This window comes from Rhodococcus sp. AH-ZY2 (genome assembly GCF_030916465.1).
GTDB lineage: Bacteria > Actinomycetota > Actinomycetes > Mycobacteriales > Mycobacteriaceae > Rhodococcus > Rhodococcus ruber.
This window is the reverse complement of sequence record NZ_CP126458.1, coordinates 1,537,876-1,550,662: the sequence shown is the minus strand read 5'-3', so window position 1 is coordinate 1,550,662 and position 12,787 is coordinate 1,537,876. Positions and strand designations below refer to the sequence as shown.

Below are 12,787 nucleotides of genomic sequence, written 5' to 3'. Positions count from 1 at the left end.
GGAGCCGGTCCCGTCACGAACACGTGGCGTGTTCCTTCTGGTAGGCGCGGCGGCATCCCGGGCAGCAGAACCACACATCGGTGCCGGCGTCGGACAGATGCGGCGTGTCGGCGGTGACGGTGACGGTCATCCCGCACACGGGGTCCACCGCGGTGTGCGGGGCCGCGATCGGCGCGGTGGGCGACCCGAGATTCTCGCGGCGGACCGCCTGCACCAGTTCGGCGACGATCGACAGCCCGATCTCCGCGGCGGTGCGCGCCCCGATGTCGAGACCCGCGGGGGTGTGCACGCGCGCTCGTTCGTCGGGGCGCACCTCGGCCTGCGCGAGCACGTCGGCGCCGCGCCGCCGGCTGGCGACGAGCCCGACGTAGCCGATCCCGGCGTCGAGGGCGGCCCGGATGACGCCCGGCTCCTCGCCACCGAGGCTCGCGACGACGACGGCCGCGGCGTCGGCGGCGGGCGTGGCGCCCGGCTCGAGGCGGTCGACCACGAAGTCGAGCCGCGCGGCGAAGTCCGCGACGGCCTCGGCCACCGGCGTCGACCCCGACACGACGAGCATCGGGGCGGGTAGCTGCGGCTCGAGGAAGATCTCCGTCGCACCGCCCGACAGGCACGGATTGACCGCGACGGTGGCCCCCGGGGTGTCGGGGAAGGTCTGCGCGGTGCCGGGCAGGACCCGCAGCAGGGTGCTCTCCCCCGTGGTCAGGGCCTGTCGCGCGGCGTCCCGCACCGAGGTCTCGGTGCACTGGCCACCGACGAAGCCTTCGATCGTGCCGTCGTCGAGTACCAGCGCGCAGTCGCCGGGCCGCGCGGACGTCGGCCGCTGGGCGCGCACCACGGTGGCACGGACGAACGCCCGGCGCCGGCGGGTCAGTTCCGCGGCACGCATCGTCAGGTCCATACGGCTCTCCCTGGTTCGGGCCGGTGGGTCAGATCGGCGGGGTGGTCCGGCCCTGCATCGCCTCCCACACCCGGGACGGGGTCAGCGGCATGTCGGCGTGCCGCACCCCGAAGGGGCGCAGGGCATCGACGACGGCGTTGACCACGGCGGGCGGCGAGCCGACGGTCGCGGACTCGCCGATGCCCTTGGCGCCGATCGGGTGGTGCGGCGACGGGGTGACGGTGAACCCGGTCTCGAAGTGCGGCACCTCCATGGCCGTGGGGATGAGGTAGTCCATGAGCGAGCCGCCGAGGCAGTTGCCGTCCTCGTCGAACTCGATCATCTCCATCAGCGCCATCCCGATGCCGTCGACGAGTCCGCCGTGGACCTGGCCCTCGATGATCATCGGGTTGATGCGGGTGCCGCAGTCGTCGACGGCGAGGAATCGGCGGACCGTCACCTCACCCGTGCCGGGGTCGACGTCGACGACGCAGAAGTACGCCCCGTACGGGTAGGTGAGGTTCTCGGGGTTGTAGCAGATCTGGGCCTCGAGTCCGCCCTCGACACCCTCGGGCAGATCGCCCGCGCCGTGCGCCCGCATCGCGATGTCCTGGATGGTCACCGACGCGGTCGGATCGCCCTTGACGTGGAAGGAGCCCTTGGTCCAGTCGAGGTCGGCGACGGACACCTCGAGCATGCCGGAGGCGATGATCCGGGCCTTGTCGCGGACCTTGCGCGCGACGAGGGCGGCGGCCGCGCCGGAGACCGGGGTGGACCGGCTGCCGTAGGTGCCGAGACCGAACGGGGTGTTGTCGGTGTCGCCGTGCACGACGTCGATGTCCTCGGGTGGGATGCCGAGTTCCTCGGCGACGATCTGCGCGAACGTCGTCTCGTGCCCCTGGCCCTGGGTCTGCACGGACAGCCGCACCACCGCCTTGCCGGTGGGGTGCACGCGCAGCTCGCAGCCGTCGGCCATGCCGAGACCGAGGATGTCCATGTCCTTGCGGGGGCCGGCACCGACGGCCTCGGTGAAGAACGCCACGCCGATGCCCATCAGTTCGCCCCGCGCGCGGCGCTCGGCCTGCTCGCGGCGCAACTCCTCGTACCCGACCATCTCCGCCGCCTTGCGCAGGGTGGTCGCGTAGTCGCCGGAGTCGTACTTCCATCCGGTCTTGCTGGTGTACGGAAACTGTTCGGGCCGCAGCAGGTTCTGCAGCCGCAGCTGCACCGGATCGAGCTCGAGATCGTAGGCCAGGCAGTCCACGAGCCGCTCGACGAGGTAGACGGCCTCGGTGATGCGGAACGAGCACGCGTAGGCCACGCCGCCGGGCGCCTTGTTGGTGTAGACGGCGGTCATGTGGCAGTAGGCGGCCTCGATGTCGTAGCTGCCGGTGAACACCCCGAAGAAGCCGGCCGGGTACTTCACCGGGGCGGCGGTGCCGTTGAACGCGCCGTGGTCCGCGAGGACCTGGGTGCGGATCGCGAGGATCTTCCCCTCGCGGGTCGCTGCGATCTCACCGACCATCACGTAGTCGCGGGCGAAGCCGGTGCTCACCAGGTTCTCGCTGCGGTCCTCCATCCACTTGACCGGCTTGCCCGTGACGAGGGACGCGACGATCGCGCAGACGTACCCGGGATAGATGGGCACCTTGTTGCCGAACCCGCCGCCGATGTCCGGGGCGATCACCCGGATCTTGTGTTCGGGCAGACCCGCGACGAGGGCGTAGAGGGTGCGGTGGGCGTGCGGCGCCTGGCTCGTCGACCACAGCGTGAGCTTGCCGGTGATCCGGTCGTAGTCGGCCACGGCACCGCAGGTTTCCATCGGCGCCGGGTGCACCCGGGGATAGACCATCTCCTGCCGGGTGATCACGTCGGCCTTCGCGAACGCGGCTTCGGTGGCGGCGGCGTCCCCGGTCTCCCAGTCGAAGCAGTGGTTGTCGGTCTTGCCCTCGAGGTCGGTGCGGATCACCGGGGCCTCAGGTGCGAGGGCACGACGGACGTCGACGACCGGATCGAGGATGTCGTACTCGACGTCGATGAGTTCGAGGGCGTCGCGGGCGGAGTACCGGTCCTCGGCGACGACGAAGGCGACCTCCTGGCCCTGGAAGCGGACCTTGTCGGTGGCGAGGACGGCCTGGACGTCGTTGGACAGGGTCGGCATCCAGGCCAGGCCCTTGTCCGCGAGGTCGGCGCCGGTGACGACGGCCCGCACCTTCGGGTGGGCCTGCGCGGCGCTGGTGTCGATGCCGAGGATCTTCGCGTGCGCGACCGGGGAGCGCAGGATCGCCAGGTGCAGCATGCCGGGTAGTTGCACGTCGTCGACGAAGCGGCCGTGGCCGCGGATGAATCGCGGGTCCTCCTTGCGCAGCATGCGGCCGTGGCCGCACGGCTTCTCGTCGTTGTCGACGGTGTCGAGCAGCTCGGGGGTCGGGTCGACGGCGGTCATGACGGCGCCTTCTCGGTGGCGGGGTGTTCGGCGGCCCAGCGGACGGACCGCACGATGGTGGTGTAGCCGGTACAGCGGCAGATCTGCCCGGAGATCGCCTCGCGGATGGTCTGCTCGTCGGGGTCCGGGTTGCGGTCGAGCAGGGCGCGGGCGGTGATCATCATGCCGGGGGTGCAGAAGCCGCACTGCAGCCCGTGGCAGCGCATGAAGCCCTCCTGGACGGGGTCGAGCACGCCGTCGCGCTCGAGTCCCTCGACGGTGCGCACGTCGTGGCCGCTCGCCATGGCAGCGAGCATGGTGCACGACTTGACGGGCTCGCCGTCGACCGCGACGACGCAGGTGCCGCAGTTGCTGGTGTCGCAGCCCCAGTGCGTGCCGGTCAGGCCGAGGTGATCGCGCAGGAAGTGGACGAGCAGCAGCCGCGGTTCCACCTCGGCACTGACCTCGTCTCCGTTGACGGTCATCGAAACACGCATCGGGTCAACCCCTTTCGGAGGTGGTGAGCCGCTCGACGGCGCGGCGCAGGGTCCGCACCGTGAGCTCCGCGGCGAGGTGGCGTTTGTAGTCGACGGTGCCGCGCTGATCCGCGACCGGGTCGCTCGCGGCGGCGGCGAGTTCGCCGGCCTCGCGGTAGAGGTCCTCGGACGGCGTCGCGCCGCGCAGCCGGTCGGAGATGCCGGCCAGGGCCTGCGCGTCCGCCCGGACCGCGGTGAGGCCGACGCGCGCGTCGTCGATGGCGCCGTCGCTCATCCACACCGCCGCGCCGGCGGCGGCGATCGCCCAGTCCCCCGTTCGTCGCTCGACCTTGGCGTAGGCGCTCGACCCGCGGCCCCGTCGCGGCAGCCGGACCTCGACGAGCAGTTCGTTGGCGGCGGCGGTCGTCTCGTAGGGGCCCAGGTGGAACTCCTCCATCGTCAGCGTCCGGCTGCCGCGCGGACCGCGCAGCACGACCGATGCGTCGAGGACCTGGCACACGGTGGACAGGTCCTCGGCGGGGTCGGCCTGGCACAGCGACCCGCCGATCGTGCCGCGGTTGCGCACCACGGGGTCGGCGATGACGCGTTCGGCGTCGCGGAAGATCGGGAAGATCTCGGCGAGCGCCTCGTTTTCGAGGAGTTCGCGGTGCCGCGCCAGCGCGCCGATCCGCACGACGTCGGGCTCGACGGCGATGTAGCCGAGCTCGCCGGCCAGGTCGTTGATGTCGATCAGACACTCGGGGCCGGCGAGCCGCAGTTTCATCATCGGCAGGAGACTGTGCCCACCAGCGACGACTCGGGCTTCCTCGCCGCGTTCGTCCAGTAGAGCGATGGCGTGTTCGATGCCGGTGGCGCGCTCGTATTCGAAAGCCGAAGGTACTTGCATGTGGCATACCTCACATTTCAGCTACCTACGGAGTGTATGCCCGCGCTCGCGGCGCGACGGGCGGATTCGCCGCCCGATCGGGACGCACGCGCCCACCGCGCCGGCAGCGGCGGGGCCTCGGTCGGGCACGCACCGGCAAACAGTTAAGATTCTGGCCGCGCCTCCGTAGCTCAGCTGGATAGAGCAAGAGCCTTCTAATCTCTAGGTCGCAGGTTCGAGTCCTGCCGGGGGCACCACAGAAACCGCAGCTCAGCGGCGGTTTCCGCCACTCTAGCAGGGGGGTGGGTGCAATCTCCGAGCAATCGACCTACCCGAACGGGCCTTCCGTCACCGAAACAGAGCGGCCCCGGTCGGTGCTCACAACACCTTCCAGGGCCTCGGCCCGATCGGAAGGTAGTCCGATGAACCGTCCCAGCAGTGTATCCACCCTCACCGCCGGTCCCGGCGAACGTGTCCTCGAGGTCCTGGACTTCCACGTGTGCGCCGGCGAACTGTGCGCCACCGTCGTCCTCGAGCCCGCCGACGGCTGCCCCGCCCTCGAGTGCTGCATCCCCGTCGAGCAGCTGCACATCGAAACTTTGTCGGCGCCGACAAAATCGCAGGTAGACCAGGATGACGACGCCGACAACGTGGCACCTCACGGGCTATTTCCTGGCGCCGCGGAAAAGGGTGCGCGCACCACTCACCCCCTTCTTCTGGGATCGCAGGAAACGGTTCCCGGCGCCGGGAACCTTGCGGTCTTGTCGGTAGCCGCGGTCTTGGGCTTCGGCCTGGTCTACGGCCTGCCCCTCGCAGCGCTGGACGCCGCTGTCACCCTCGGGTGGCACGCATGAGCTACTTCGGAGACGAACCGACCTGCACGCGCTGCGACTACCCGGAGCGGCTGCACCACCTTCTCCGTGTCGACCACAACTTTGTCGGCCCCGACAAAGATGCCCGGAACCAGACTCCTGGCGTCGACAACGTGGCACGTCACGGCCTTTTCGGTGCCGTCACCGAGAAGCATGGTGAGGCATGAGCATCGACAAACTCAGCCACATCGTCCTGCGCCACAACCTCGAGCGCGTCAAGACCGAAGGCGTCCACGTTCCCGCCCTGTGCGGACACACCGCACCGTTCCAGGCACACACCCCGCTCGACGGCCACGACCGGCACGGATCCGCACCGACCGTGATGTGCCCCGACTGTCTGCGCCGGTCCGACGAGAACGCGCGCCGACGGCGCCGCGTGGAGCAACTGTCCGCTACTCGCTGAGCGAGTACCCCCGGCCTGTTGCGTCGTGGGGGTCCGCACTTTCGCGTACCCCCACGGCCCTGCACGCCGCGGTCCGCGAGCCTCTGCACGTCGCTTCTGCCGCCTCCGACGTAAACCGAGACGGTCCGTGATCCATCCCTAGTCCCCGCGAACGGCGCGGGGCACCCGACCGCACGGGAGTGCACACCTCCGGCCGGGTCCAGCACAGCCGCACGCTCAGGAGGGCGTGGGGCTACTCGTGTTGGCTCAGACGGTCTATGAGGGCATGGCGACCGGGCGACGTTGGGGAAGGGGCCAGCAGCACAGGCACCGCTCTGCGGTGTCCGCTCGGTCAAGCACAGTCCGGCGTAGCCGGTCCAACTCGCACCCCCTGCCGTGACGCGGTGAACTGCCAGTATCAACATCAACAGCATCGACAGAAGGAACCCACGTGCTGAACGAACCGATCGACCTTGCCAGCGCTCCGCTCCCACCGCTATGCCCGGCCTGGTGCACACACCAAGGTCACGACTGGGACAGCTTCGAGGACGACGGAATCGAGTCCCGGCACCACGACGGCCCGCGGTGGCCGTCGGTCCACCCCGCGGCTGGCCTTCCGGTCGGACTCATGATCGGCGGGATAGATCGGGCCGTTCGGGGCGCGGTCCCCGGAATGTCTGAACCCACCGCGCGGATTTCTCACCTCTCCCGCGGTCGGGGAGAGGGGGTCCTTCGGGGGTATGGGGGTGGGGGTGAGACGGGAGCGGCCCCGGTACGCTGGGGAGGTTGCGCACCGGGGCCACGGTCAGCGGCTCGTTACACGGCGTCGTGGATGCGCACGATCGCGGCCTCGTGCACGAACCCGAACCCGACGCGCATCGTGGCCCGCACGGCGACACGGTCGCTGGTGAAGTACACCGAGTGATCCACGTCGAGGGTCACGTCCTGGCGGAGCACGATGTGCACGCGGTCTCGGGGGATTCCCCAGATGTCGCCGGCGGCGACGGCCGGGGACGACACGAGCGGAACGCCTTGGATGACGCGCTTGGTCGGTGCGGAGGGGTCGTTGCCGAGCAGCGGGGTGTTCAGTCCGGTTCCGGTCTTGAGCTTGGCGAGGGCGAGCACGGTGTCGGGGTGGGCGATGAACGTGTTGATCTCGGCTCCGACGTTTTCGGCCTTGGATAGTGCTTCGGCGAACGGGTCGACGTTGGTGATGGTGCCGCCGGTGTCGACGCTCTGCACCCCGGTCAGGGACAGCAGGCCGTCGGGGCCGTTGGTGGTGGTGCTGCCGAAGAATGCGCTGTCGAGCTTGCGGGCGATGTCGCGGGCGAGGCCGGCACCGACGATTTCCTGTGCCTGGGGGCTGGAGTCTTCGGCGAGTTCGCGGGAGATGATCGACAGTCCGGCGAGCTTGTTGAATTCGACGACGAGTTCGTCGAGGGCAGCGTCGGACGCGGTGATCTCACCGCCTTCGGGAACCCACGCCGCGGCGGGGTCGGCCGCGACGATCGGGATGCGGTACTCGTGGACGCCGGTGTCGACGACCGTGGACGCTTCCATCGCGGCGGAGTTGCGGGCGACGGGTTGGACGATCAGTGCGGAGATCTCGTCGGGCAGGATGCCGTGGACGTTGACGGAGTCGGTGGCGAGAGCCATGATGTGTCCTTCACAGGGGGATCGGATGGTGTGTCGCTGGCGCTCCCGGCGCTCTCGCGGTGCCCCCTGGGGCGAACGGTGGGTGATCTCCGGCGCCTGGCCTGGGTGATCACCCACCGTTCATTCTAGCGTTTGAGGACGCCGGACCAACCGCGGCCGGGGTGAACGGGTTCACCGGATGCGCCTTGCCGGCGGTCGGGTTGCGGGGTGCGGGACTTGGCCCAGTGGGGGCGGTCCCGAAGCACTTGGTCGACCGCGGCGGCGACCTTGGTGGGGTCGATGGTGCCGTCGACGCCACGGAGCTCGTCGAGTTCGATGCCGGCGGTCCACAGGTCGGTGGGGTCGGCGAGCCGGTCGGCGTGACGTTGGGCTTCGCCGCGTTCGTAGACGGTTATGCGTTCGGCGAGTTGATCTCGCTGGGCTTCGGTGTCGCGGAGTTGGCGTCGGTAGCGGGCCGCTTCACTGTTGCCGGACTTGGGTTCGGCCGGTGGTTCGGCTGACGGTTCTGTGGTGGGGTCGGCGGGCGGGGTGTCGACGGGTGTCTGTCCGGGGGTGTTCGGGTCGGTGTCGGCGGGGGTGGGGTTCGGGGTGGTCATCTACATGGCTCCTTCGCGAAGGGTCTGTCGGGTGGCGTCGATATGGGGGCAGGTGGTGTGATCGGGGCAGTGGTCGCACCGCCAAATGTGGTTGCGTCGGCGTCGGACTCGGATCTCGTCGCGGCCGACGAAGGCGAGGACTTCGCCGCGGCTGACGGATTTCACGCGCACGTTCACCCGGCTGACTCCTGTGGTGTGGGTTCAGGGAGGTTCCAGGTGCGGCGACGTACCCCTGGGGTGAGGTATTCGACGGTGGTGGACAGGCCGTCGCGGAGTTCGTAGCCGAGGTGCAGCAGCAGTTCTCGTTCGGTGTCGGTGGCCGGGCGGGTCCAGGGGCCGCGGTGGTGGAGCGCGTCGTCGTAGTCGGCGGCCTGCCGGGCGTCCTCGAGGGCCTGCATATGCTCGGGCAGGTAGTCGAACGTGAGGATGCCGCGGGGGTCGGGTTGGGGTTTCTGCGGGCCGATGCCGGTGACGGGTTCAGTCATGGGAGGAGTCCTTTGCGGGGTGGGTGATGACGTGGTGGCGAAGCTGGTCGAGCCAGTCGTCGGCGAGGTTGGGGGTGATCGCTGCGAACAGTTGTGCGCCGGCGATGGCGAGTTCCCAGGGGAGCAGGTCGCTGCCGTGGACGAGGGTGCGCACGCGGTTGTGGTCGTGGGAGAGGACGGCGTCGACCAGTGCCAGGAATTCGAGGTGGGCGGTGGCGACGTTGTCGGGTGTCGGTGGTGTCGGTTCAGGCATGGTGTGTCTCCTCCGCAGCGTCGTGGAGTTGGTCGGCGAGGGCGTATGCCTCGGTGGGGGTGAGGGCCAGCCACAGACCGCAGAGCCGGATCAGTACGGGCCGGGCGGCGGTCGGGTCGGTGAGGACTTCGGGTCGGATGTTGCGGGCGCGGAGCTTCATAGCGTGGCCTTGGAGTTGCGGTAGGCATCGACGAGCTTGTCGCGGAAGCGCAGTTGCGGGGCGAGTTGGTCGACGGTCTGCAATGTGGGGTCGAGGATGAAGTGGGTCATCATGCGCAGGGCGCCGGCGGTGACGTATCCGAACCCCTCGACGCCGACACGGTCGAGCCACTTCGAGGAGATGGCGTCGAGAGCATCCTCGTCTCCGCAGTGCATCGCCATTTCGTAGGCGAGTTCGATGCTGTCGGACTGCATCCGGTCGATGTCCACGACACTGCGCGGTTGGCCGTCGTCGTCGACGATCATCGCGTGGGAGGGAAGCGGGTTCGGGATGTCGTTGTTGGTCATGCTGTTGCAGCCTTTCGTGGGCGGCCGGGAGTGCCGGCCGGGTCGGTGAGGTGTCCGGCCCACAGGCCGGTGGGTTGGTCGAGTTCGGTGACGGCGACACGGCACGCGGACTGGACGGGGCATCGGGTGCATTCGCGGGTGGCCCACGCGAGTCGTGCCGATCGGTGTTCGGGTTGTTCGTCGGGGAGCTCGGCGTCGAAGTACGGTGCCCTCCCGGTACAGGCAGCGCCGGTCAGACGAGGATCGACGAGAGCGGTGAGCGTCGGCGGGATCGGGTACAGGCGGGCTTGCCGGCGGGTCACCGGTTCCTCCGGTGCCGGCATATGCCGTGCCCGTTGGCGGGGTCTGCGGCCTCGAGGCGCGCAAGCCAAGGGCCGGTGACGGCGTCCCACGCTTCCGTCGTCCGCATCCATGCTTCGGTCTCAGAAATGGGCGCCGGCCTATCCTTCGATTCGGCTCGGATCTCGGACACGGTGAGGATGCGGAATCGAGGTTCGTCGGCCCTTCTCGGGTCTCGTGCTTGCTTCGGCTCGTAGCCGCGGCCCCACCCGACGAGCGGTGTTGCGAGCGGTTTGACGATCGTGTCCCAGATGCAGCCGGCGCACATCGTGTCGGCGGGGCGAACGAGTTCGCAGAGCGCGTCGATCATGGCTTCGATGGCCTGCAATCGCGGTTCTGCGGTGAGTGCTCGGGTGTGGGTGGACGGGCGGACGAATCGGGCGGTTCCGGTCATGATTTCCTTCGTTTCCCCAGGTGAGATGTAGAGGGGGTAGGACCGTAGGACCGGTAGTCCTACCCCATTTCCGCAGGTCAGCGGGTAGGACGCGAAGTCCTACGGTCCTACCCCCGTCCTACGCATCCGAGAGCCGGTAGACAGTGCCGTCGAACGCGATTGCGCCGGCCTCGAGCGCCTCGTCGAGTACGTCGTCGAGACGGTCCCGAAGGTTGGCTTTGAGGGTGTTCCGCAGCTCTCTGCGAGTGGCGGACCCGCGCCTGCCGAGGCACCGCAGGACGGCGCCGCGGATGCGCCTCCGGTCGCTCTCGTCGGTGCGGTCGGTGATGATCTCCGCTTCGGCGGCTTTCGCCTCGGCACGCGCCCGGTTCGCTGCCCTGGTCTTCTCCGCGAGGGTGTGTTCGATGCCGGCGCGGGTGCGGTCCGATACCCGCATGACGGTGCCGGCCAGCGTCCAGTCCTCGGCGGTCGGCACGGTCCTGCCGTCGAGGATCATCAATGCCACGGCCACCTTGAGCCGGGTGAGCATCCGGTGCCCGTCGAGTGGGTCGACGGGTTCGCCGCGCAGGGTGGCGAGCCGGTGCCGGTCCATCGCCTCGCGTGCCACCTCCGGCACCTCGAGGTGTGCTGCCCCGGCTCCCCAGCGGGGCATCTTCACGACCAGAGGTGCCGGCTCGGCCGGCGGGGTGTCTGGGGCATCCGGGTCGTCGACGCGCATCCACACGAACCGCTGCGGAGTACCCCCGTCCGCGTCGTGCAGCAGCGGACCGGCTTTGACGGGCTGCACTCCCACAGTGACGCACGCCCGGTAGGAGTGTGCCGGGAGCACCGACCGGGTCGCCTTCGATGCGTTCTGAAAGCCGATCGGCTCCCCCATGAACAGCTTCCGCAGTTCGGGCATGAGGGTCGATCCTTGGCGCGACCCGAGGGCGGCGAGCGTGTCGACCTCCGGTGCCGAAAACAGTGCCCTGGTGCGGTCGTTGGGTTCGTCGTCGTCGGCACCGGCTGGGCGGAACGTGCGCGCGAGTCCTTCCCCGGACCCGAGCGGGAAGGTGTCGGTGTCGACGAGACTGCCACCGAAGTCCCGGAACTGGATTGCGTCGCGGGCGGCTCCCTCGGCCGCGCCCTTGCCGGCACCGGACGGACCGACGAGGGCGCAGAACATGTTGAGAGACACAGAACTGCCGATCGTCGGCGGCAGCATCACGTTCGGTTCGACCGATGCGACGGCACGGGTGAGCACGACCCCGAGCACGGCCCACGGTCCAGCGCGGCGGCCGCGGGCGAACTCGAGGACATGGGCGAGGGCGGGACGGCACGACCAGAACGTGTCCGTTGAGTTGAGGTCGACGACCGGGGCGAGGGTCACGCGGCTGCCACCCCCCGCCGCCGGCCTCCCTGGTCGCGGCGACCGGCCTCGAATCCCAGTCGGTACGCTTCGGCGGCCCAGTCGATCAGTGAGTCGACCCGGTCCCCGGATTCGGCGTAGGCGACGCGCTCGTCCGGTCCCCGTTCCGCGGCCCATACGCCTTGCAGGGCGAGGGTGGCGATCACGGCCCACTTCACCCCGTCCGATGCCCGGTGCCACTCCTGCGAGCCGATCAGCGGCAGTTGCCGGAGGTTGCCGGTGCCGTCGTCGCGGGTGCGCAGAATGTGGGGCATGACGTAGTCGGCCAGGACGGTCGACGACGGGATCGGCCGTGTCAGCGCCGGATCGGTGCCGAGGACGGCCTCGAGCAGTTCATTGGCCTGGTCACTCATGCCTGCACCCCCTTGGCGGCGCAGCGCGGCCCCTGGTGTCGGGCAACGCTTGTCGCAGTCACGAGGGGGTGTCCGCAGCGGGTGCAGCGAACGGCGATGCTGTAGCCGGCCGCGGCGACGACGGCCAGGGCGGCGAGCACTTGCCGTTCGGACGGTGGCGGTACGTCGTAGCGGCGATCAAGTCCGAGTGACAGGATATGATCGACGTTGGATACCGTCCCCCCGGTGATCTCCTGAGCCTGCCCCTGGTCTATCCCGCCGGGGGCGGCGCCATTCACGGGTACGTGTTGACGACCGGCGCGTGTGCGCCTACTTTCGGGCATGAATGTCCCCTCATTCGGAGTTGTGGGCGTTCGTGCCGTCCCCGGCCGTGGTTGCTTGGCGGCTTGTTGCGGCCGGGGAAACGGTGAATTGTGTACGTCTTTATGGTCGGCGCGGGGCCGGTCACGCCGCGCTCATCGGCTTGAGGACGGCCTGTTCGATTTCGTCGAGGTCGACTCGGATCATGCGCGGCCCGAACCTGTATCCGGTGATGCGTCCATCTGCGATCCACCGGCGAAGCGTCTTTGTGCAGACGCCGTATTCGTCGGCGGCAATTGGGATGGACACCAGTCGTCGCTGAGACTTGTTCTTAGGCAATTCGATTCCCCCTCAGGGCTGGTCAGATCCTCCCGCTGTACGGGTTATTCCCGCATGTCCATATAAGAGCACATAGGCCCCGACAGAAATTCGGTCGACAACTCGAATGGGTGAACCAGCGAGCGCGCCCGGTGTGTCGTCATGCAACACGGCGGGGCGGCAAATACCTGCAAGTACTGCAAAAAACGTTGCTCCACACTGCAACGAGTGATTTGCGTCACACGTCGATTTTGTCG

18 protein-coding genes and 1 tRNA gene are annotated in these 12,787 nt (G+C 69.0%); 4 read left to right on the top strand and 15 right to left on the bottom strand.

Going from position 1 to position 12,787, the window contains the following annotated elements; all coding sequences use genetic code 11:
* Nucleotides 1-13: 13 nt before the first annotated feature.
* Genes QNA09_RS08265 through QNA09_RS08250 form a run of 4 tightly spaced genes read right to left on the bottom strand, consistent with a single transcriptional unit; the run spans nt 14 to nt 4,688 of the window.
* The gene (locus QNA09_RS08265) at nt 14-901 is read right to left on the bottom strand and encodes an XdhC family protein (RefSeq protein ID WP_248957559.1); all 888 of its coding nucleotides are present in this window, start codon (nt 899-901) and stop codon (nt 14-16) included.
* A 28-nt stretch (nt 902-929) separates the two neighbouring features.
* The gene (locus QNA09_RS08260) at nt 930-3,326 is read right to left on the bottom strand and encodes an aerobic carbon-monoxide dehydrogenase large subunit (protein WP_248957558.1); all 2,397 of its coding nucleotides are present in this window, start codon (nt 3,324-3,326) and stop codon (nt 930-932) included.
* Nucleotides 3,323-3,802 carry a (2Fe-2S)-binding protein gene (locus tag QNA09_RS08255; RefSeq protein WP_003936856.1) on the bottom strand — a complete coding sequence of 160 codons (480 nt, stop codon included), beginning with the start codon at nt 3,800-3,802 and terminating at the stop codon, nt 3,323-3,325. Before QNA09_RS08255 ends, QNA09_RS08260 begins: the two co-directional genes overlap by 4 nt.
* A 4-nt stretch (nt 3,803-3,806) precedes the next feature.
* Nucleotides 3,807-4,688 (bottom strand): xanthine dehydrogenase family protein subunit M, encoded by an 882-nt coding sequence (locus QNA09_RS08250; protein ID WP_040271681.1) that lies wholly within the window; start codon nt 4,686-4,688, stop codon nt 3,807-3,809.
* 159 nt (nt 4,689-4,847) lie between these two features.
* Between QNA09_RS08250 and QNA09_RS08245 the strand changes: the two genes are divergently transcribed.
* From QNA09_RS08245 to QNA09_RS08230, 4 genes are all read left to right on the top strand, one after another.
* Nucleotides 4,848-4,924: transfer RNA gene (locus QNA09_RS08245), tRNA-Arg, on the top strand.
* A gap of 165 nt (nt 4,925-5,089) precedes the next feature.
* On the top strand, nt 5,090-5,521 hold the full coding sequence (locus QNA09_RS08240; protein WP_308072415.1) for a hypothetical protein: 432 nt from the start codon (nt 5,090-5,092) through the stop codon (nt 5,519-5,521).
* A complete protein-coding gene (locus tag QNA09_RS08235; RefSeq protein ID WP_308072414.1) occupies nt 5,518-5,706 on the top strand; it encodes a hypothetical protein in 189 nt (62 codons plus the stop codon). The genes QNA09_RS08240 and QNA09_RS08235 overlap by 4 nt, the downstream gene beginning before the upstream one ends.
* On the top strand, nt 5,703-5,942 hold the full coding sequence (locus tag QNA09_RS08230) for a hypothetical protein (protein WP_308072411.1): 240 nt from the start codon (nt 5,703-5,705) through the stop codon (nt 5,940-5,942). The genes QNA09_RS08235 and QNA09_RS08230 overlap by 4 nt, the downstream gene beginning before the upstream one ends.
* Nucleotides 5,943-6,737: 795 nt before the next feature.
* Here the strand turns inward: QNA09_RS08230 and QNA09_RS08225 are convergent.
* From QNA09_RS08225 to QNA09_RS08175, 11 genes are all read right to left on the bottom strand, one after another.
* Complete coding sequence (locus QNA09_RS08225) at nt 6,738-7,577, bottom strand: phage major capsid protein (RefSeq protein WP_308072410.1); 840 nt, start codon at nt 7,575-7,577, stop codon at nt 6,738-6,740.
* Nucleotides 7,578-7,702: 125 nt separating this feature from the next.
* Entirely contained in the window at nt 7,703-8,173 is a 471-nt protein-coding gene (locus QNA09_RS08220; RefSeq protein ID WP_308072409.1) for a hypothetical protein, read from the bottom strand.
* A 173-nt stretch (nt 8,174-8,346) separates the two neighbouring features.
* A complete protein-coding gene (locus QNA09_RS08215) occupies nt 8,347-8,658 on the bottom strand; it encodes a hypothetical protein (protein WP_308072408.1) in 312 nt (103 codons plus the stop codon).
* Nucleotides 8,651-8,911: a hypothetical protein gene (locus QNA09_RS08210; protein ID WP_308072407.1), complete on the bottom strand. Its 261-nt coding sequence runs from the start codon at nt 8,909-8,911 to the stop codon at nt 8,651-8,653. The genes QNA09_RS08215 and QNA09_RS08210 overlap by 8 nt, the downstream gene beginning before the upstream one ends.
* Nucleotides 8,904-9,071: a hypothetical protein gene (locus QNA09_RS08205; RefSeq protein WP_308072406.1), complete on the bottom strand. Its 168-nt coding sequence runs from the start codon at nt 9,069-9,071 to the stop codon at nt 8,904-8,906. The genes QNA09_RS08210 and QNA09_RS08205 overlap by 8 nt, the downstream gene beginning before the upstream one ends.
* On the bottom strand, nt 9,068-9,418 hold the full coding sequence (locus QNA09_RS08200; protein WP_308072405.1) for a hypothetical protein: 351 nt from the start codon (nt 9,416-9,418) through the stop codon (nt 9,068-9,070). Before QNA09_RS08200 ends, QNA09_RS08205 begins: the two co-directional genes overlap by 4 nt.
* Entirely contained in the window at nt 9,415-9,720 is a 306-nt protein-coding gene (locus tag QNA09_RS08195) for a WhiB family transcriptional regulator (protein WP_308072404.1), read from the bottom strand. The genes QNA09_RS08200 and QNA09_RS08195 overlap by 4 nt, the downstream gene beginning before the upstream one ends.
* On the bottom strand, nt 9,717-10,151 hold the full coding sequence (locus QNA09_RS08190; RefSeq protein WP_308072402.1) for a hypothetical protein: 435 nt from the start codon (nt 10,149-10,151) through the stop codon (nt 9,717-9,719). The genes QNA09_RS08195 and QNA09_RS08190 overlap by 4 nt, the downstream gene beginning before the upstream one ends.
* A gap of 118 nt (nt 10,152-10,269) precedes the next feature.
* On the bottom strand, nt 10,270-11,520 hold the full coding sequence (locus QNA09_RS08185; protein WP_308072401.1) for a hypothetical protein: 1,251 nt from the start codon (nt 11,518-11,520) through the stop codon (nt 10,270-10,272).
* Entirely contained in the window at nt 11,517-11,912 is a 396-nt protein-coding gene (locus QNA09_RS08180; protein WP_308072398.1) for a hypothetical protein, read from the bottom strand. Before QNA09_RS08180 ends, QNA09_RS08185 begins: the two co-directional genes overlap by 4 nt.
* A 444-nt stretch (nt 11,913-12,356) precedes the next feature.
* Nucleotides 12,357-12,551, bottom strand: coding sequence for a helix-turn-helix domain-containing protein (locus tag QNA09_RS08175; protein ID WP_308072396.1), 195 nt, complete (start codon nt 12,549-12,551; stop codon nt 12,357-12,359).
* Nucleotides 12,552-12,787 lie beyond the last annotated feature (236 nt).

Coding starts and splice junctions, on each gene's coding strand:
- QNA09_RS08240 (WP_308072415.1), top strand. CDS start 5,090: ATGAACCGTCCCAGCAGTGTATCCACCCTCACCGCCGGTCCCGGCGAA.
- QNA09_RS08260 (WP_248957558.1), bottom strand. CDS start 3,326: ATGACCGCCGTCGACCCGACCCCCGAGCTGCTCGACACCGTCGACAAC.
- QNA09_RS08180 (WP_308072398.1), bottom strand. CDS start 11,912: ATGAGTGACCAGGCCAATGAACTGCTCGAGGCCGTCCTCGGCACCGAT.
- QNA09_RS08190 (WP_308072402.1), bottom strand. CDS start 10,151: ATGACCGGAACCGCCCGATTCGTCCGCCCGTCCACCCACACCCGAGCA.
- QNA09_RS08215 (WP_308072408.1), bottom strand. CDS start 8,658: ATGACTGAACCCGTCACCGGCATCGGCCCGCAGAAACCCCAACCCGAC.
- QNA09_RS08200 (WP_308072405.1), bottom strand. CDS start 9,418: ATGACCAACAACGACATCCCGAACCCGCTTCCCTCCCACGCGATGATC.
- QNA09_RS08205 (WP_308072406.1), bottom strand. CDS start 9,071: ATGAAGCTCCGCGCCCGCAACATCCGACCCGAAGTCCTCACCGACCCG.
- QNA09_RS08235 (WP_308072414.1), top strand. CDS start 5,518: ATGAGCTACTTCGGAGACGAACCGACCTGCACGCGCTGCGACTACCCG.
- QNA09_RS08225 (WP_308072410.1), bottom strand. CDS start 7,577: ATGGCTCTCGCCACCGACTCCGTCAACGTCCACGGCATCCTGCCCGAC.
- QNA09_RS08265 (WP_248957559.1), bottom strand. CDS start 901: ATGGACCTGACGATGCGTGCCGCGGAACTGACCCGCCGGCGCCGGGCG.
- QNA09_RS08210 (WP_308072407.1), bottom strand. CDS start 8,911: ATGCCTGAACCGACACCACCGACACCCGACAACGTCGCCACCGCCCAC.
- QNA09_RS08220 (WP_308072409.1), bottom strand. CDS start 8,173: ATGACCACCCCGAACCCCACCCCCGCCGACACCGACCCGAACACCCCC.
- QNA09_RS08255 (WP_003936856.1), bottom strand. CDS start 3,802: ATGCGTGTTTCGATGACCGTCAACGGAGACGAGGTCAGTGCCGAGGTG.
- QNA09_RS08230 (WP_308072411.1), top strand. CDS start 5,703: ATGAGCATCGACAAACTCAGCCACATCGTCCTGCGCCACAACCTCGAG.
- QNA09_RS08250 (WP_040271681.1), bottom strand. CDS start 4,688: ATGCAAGTACCTTCGGCTTTCGAATACGAGCGCGCCACCGGCATCGAA.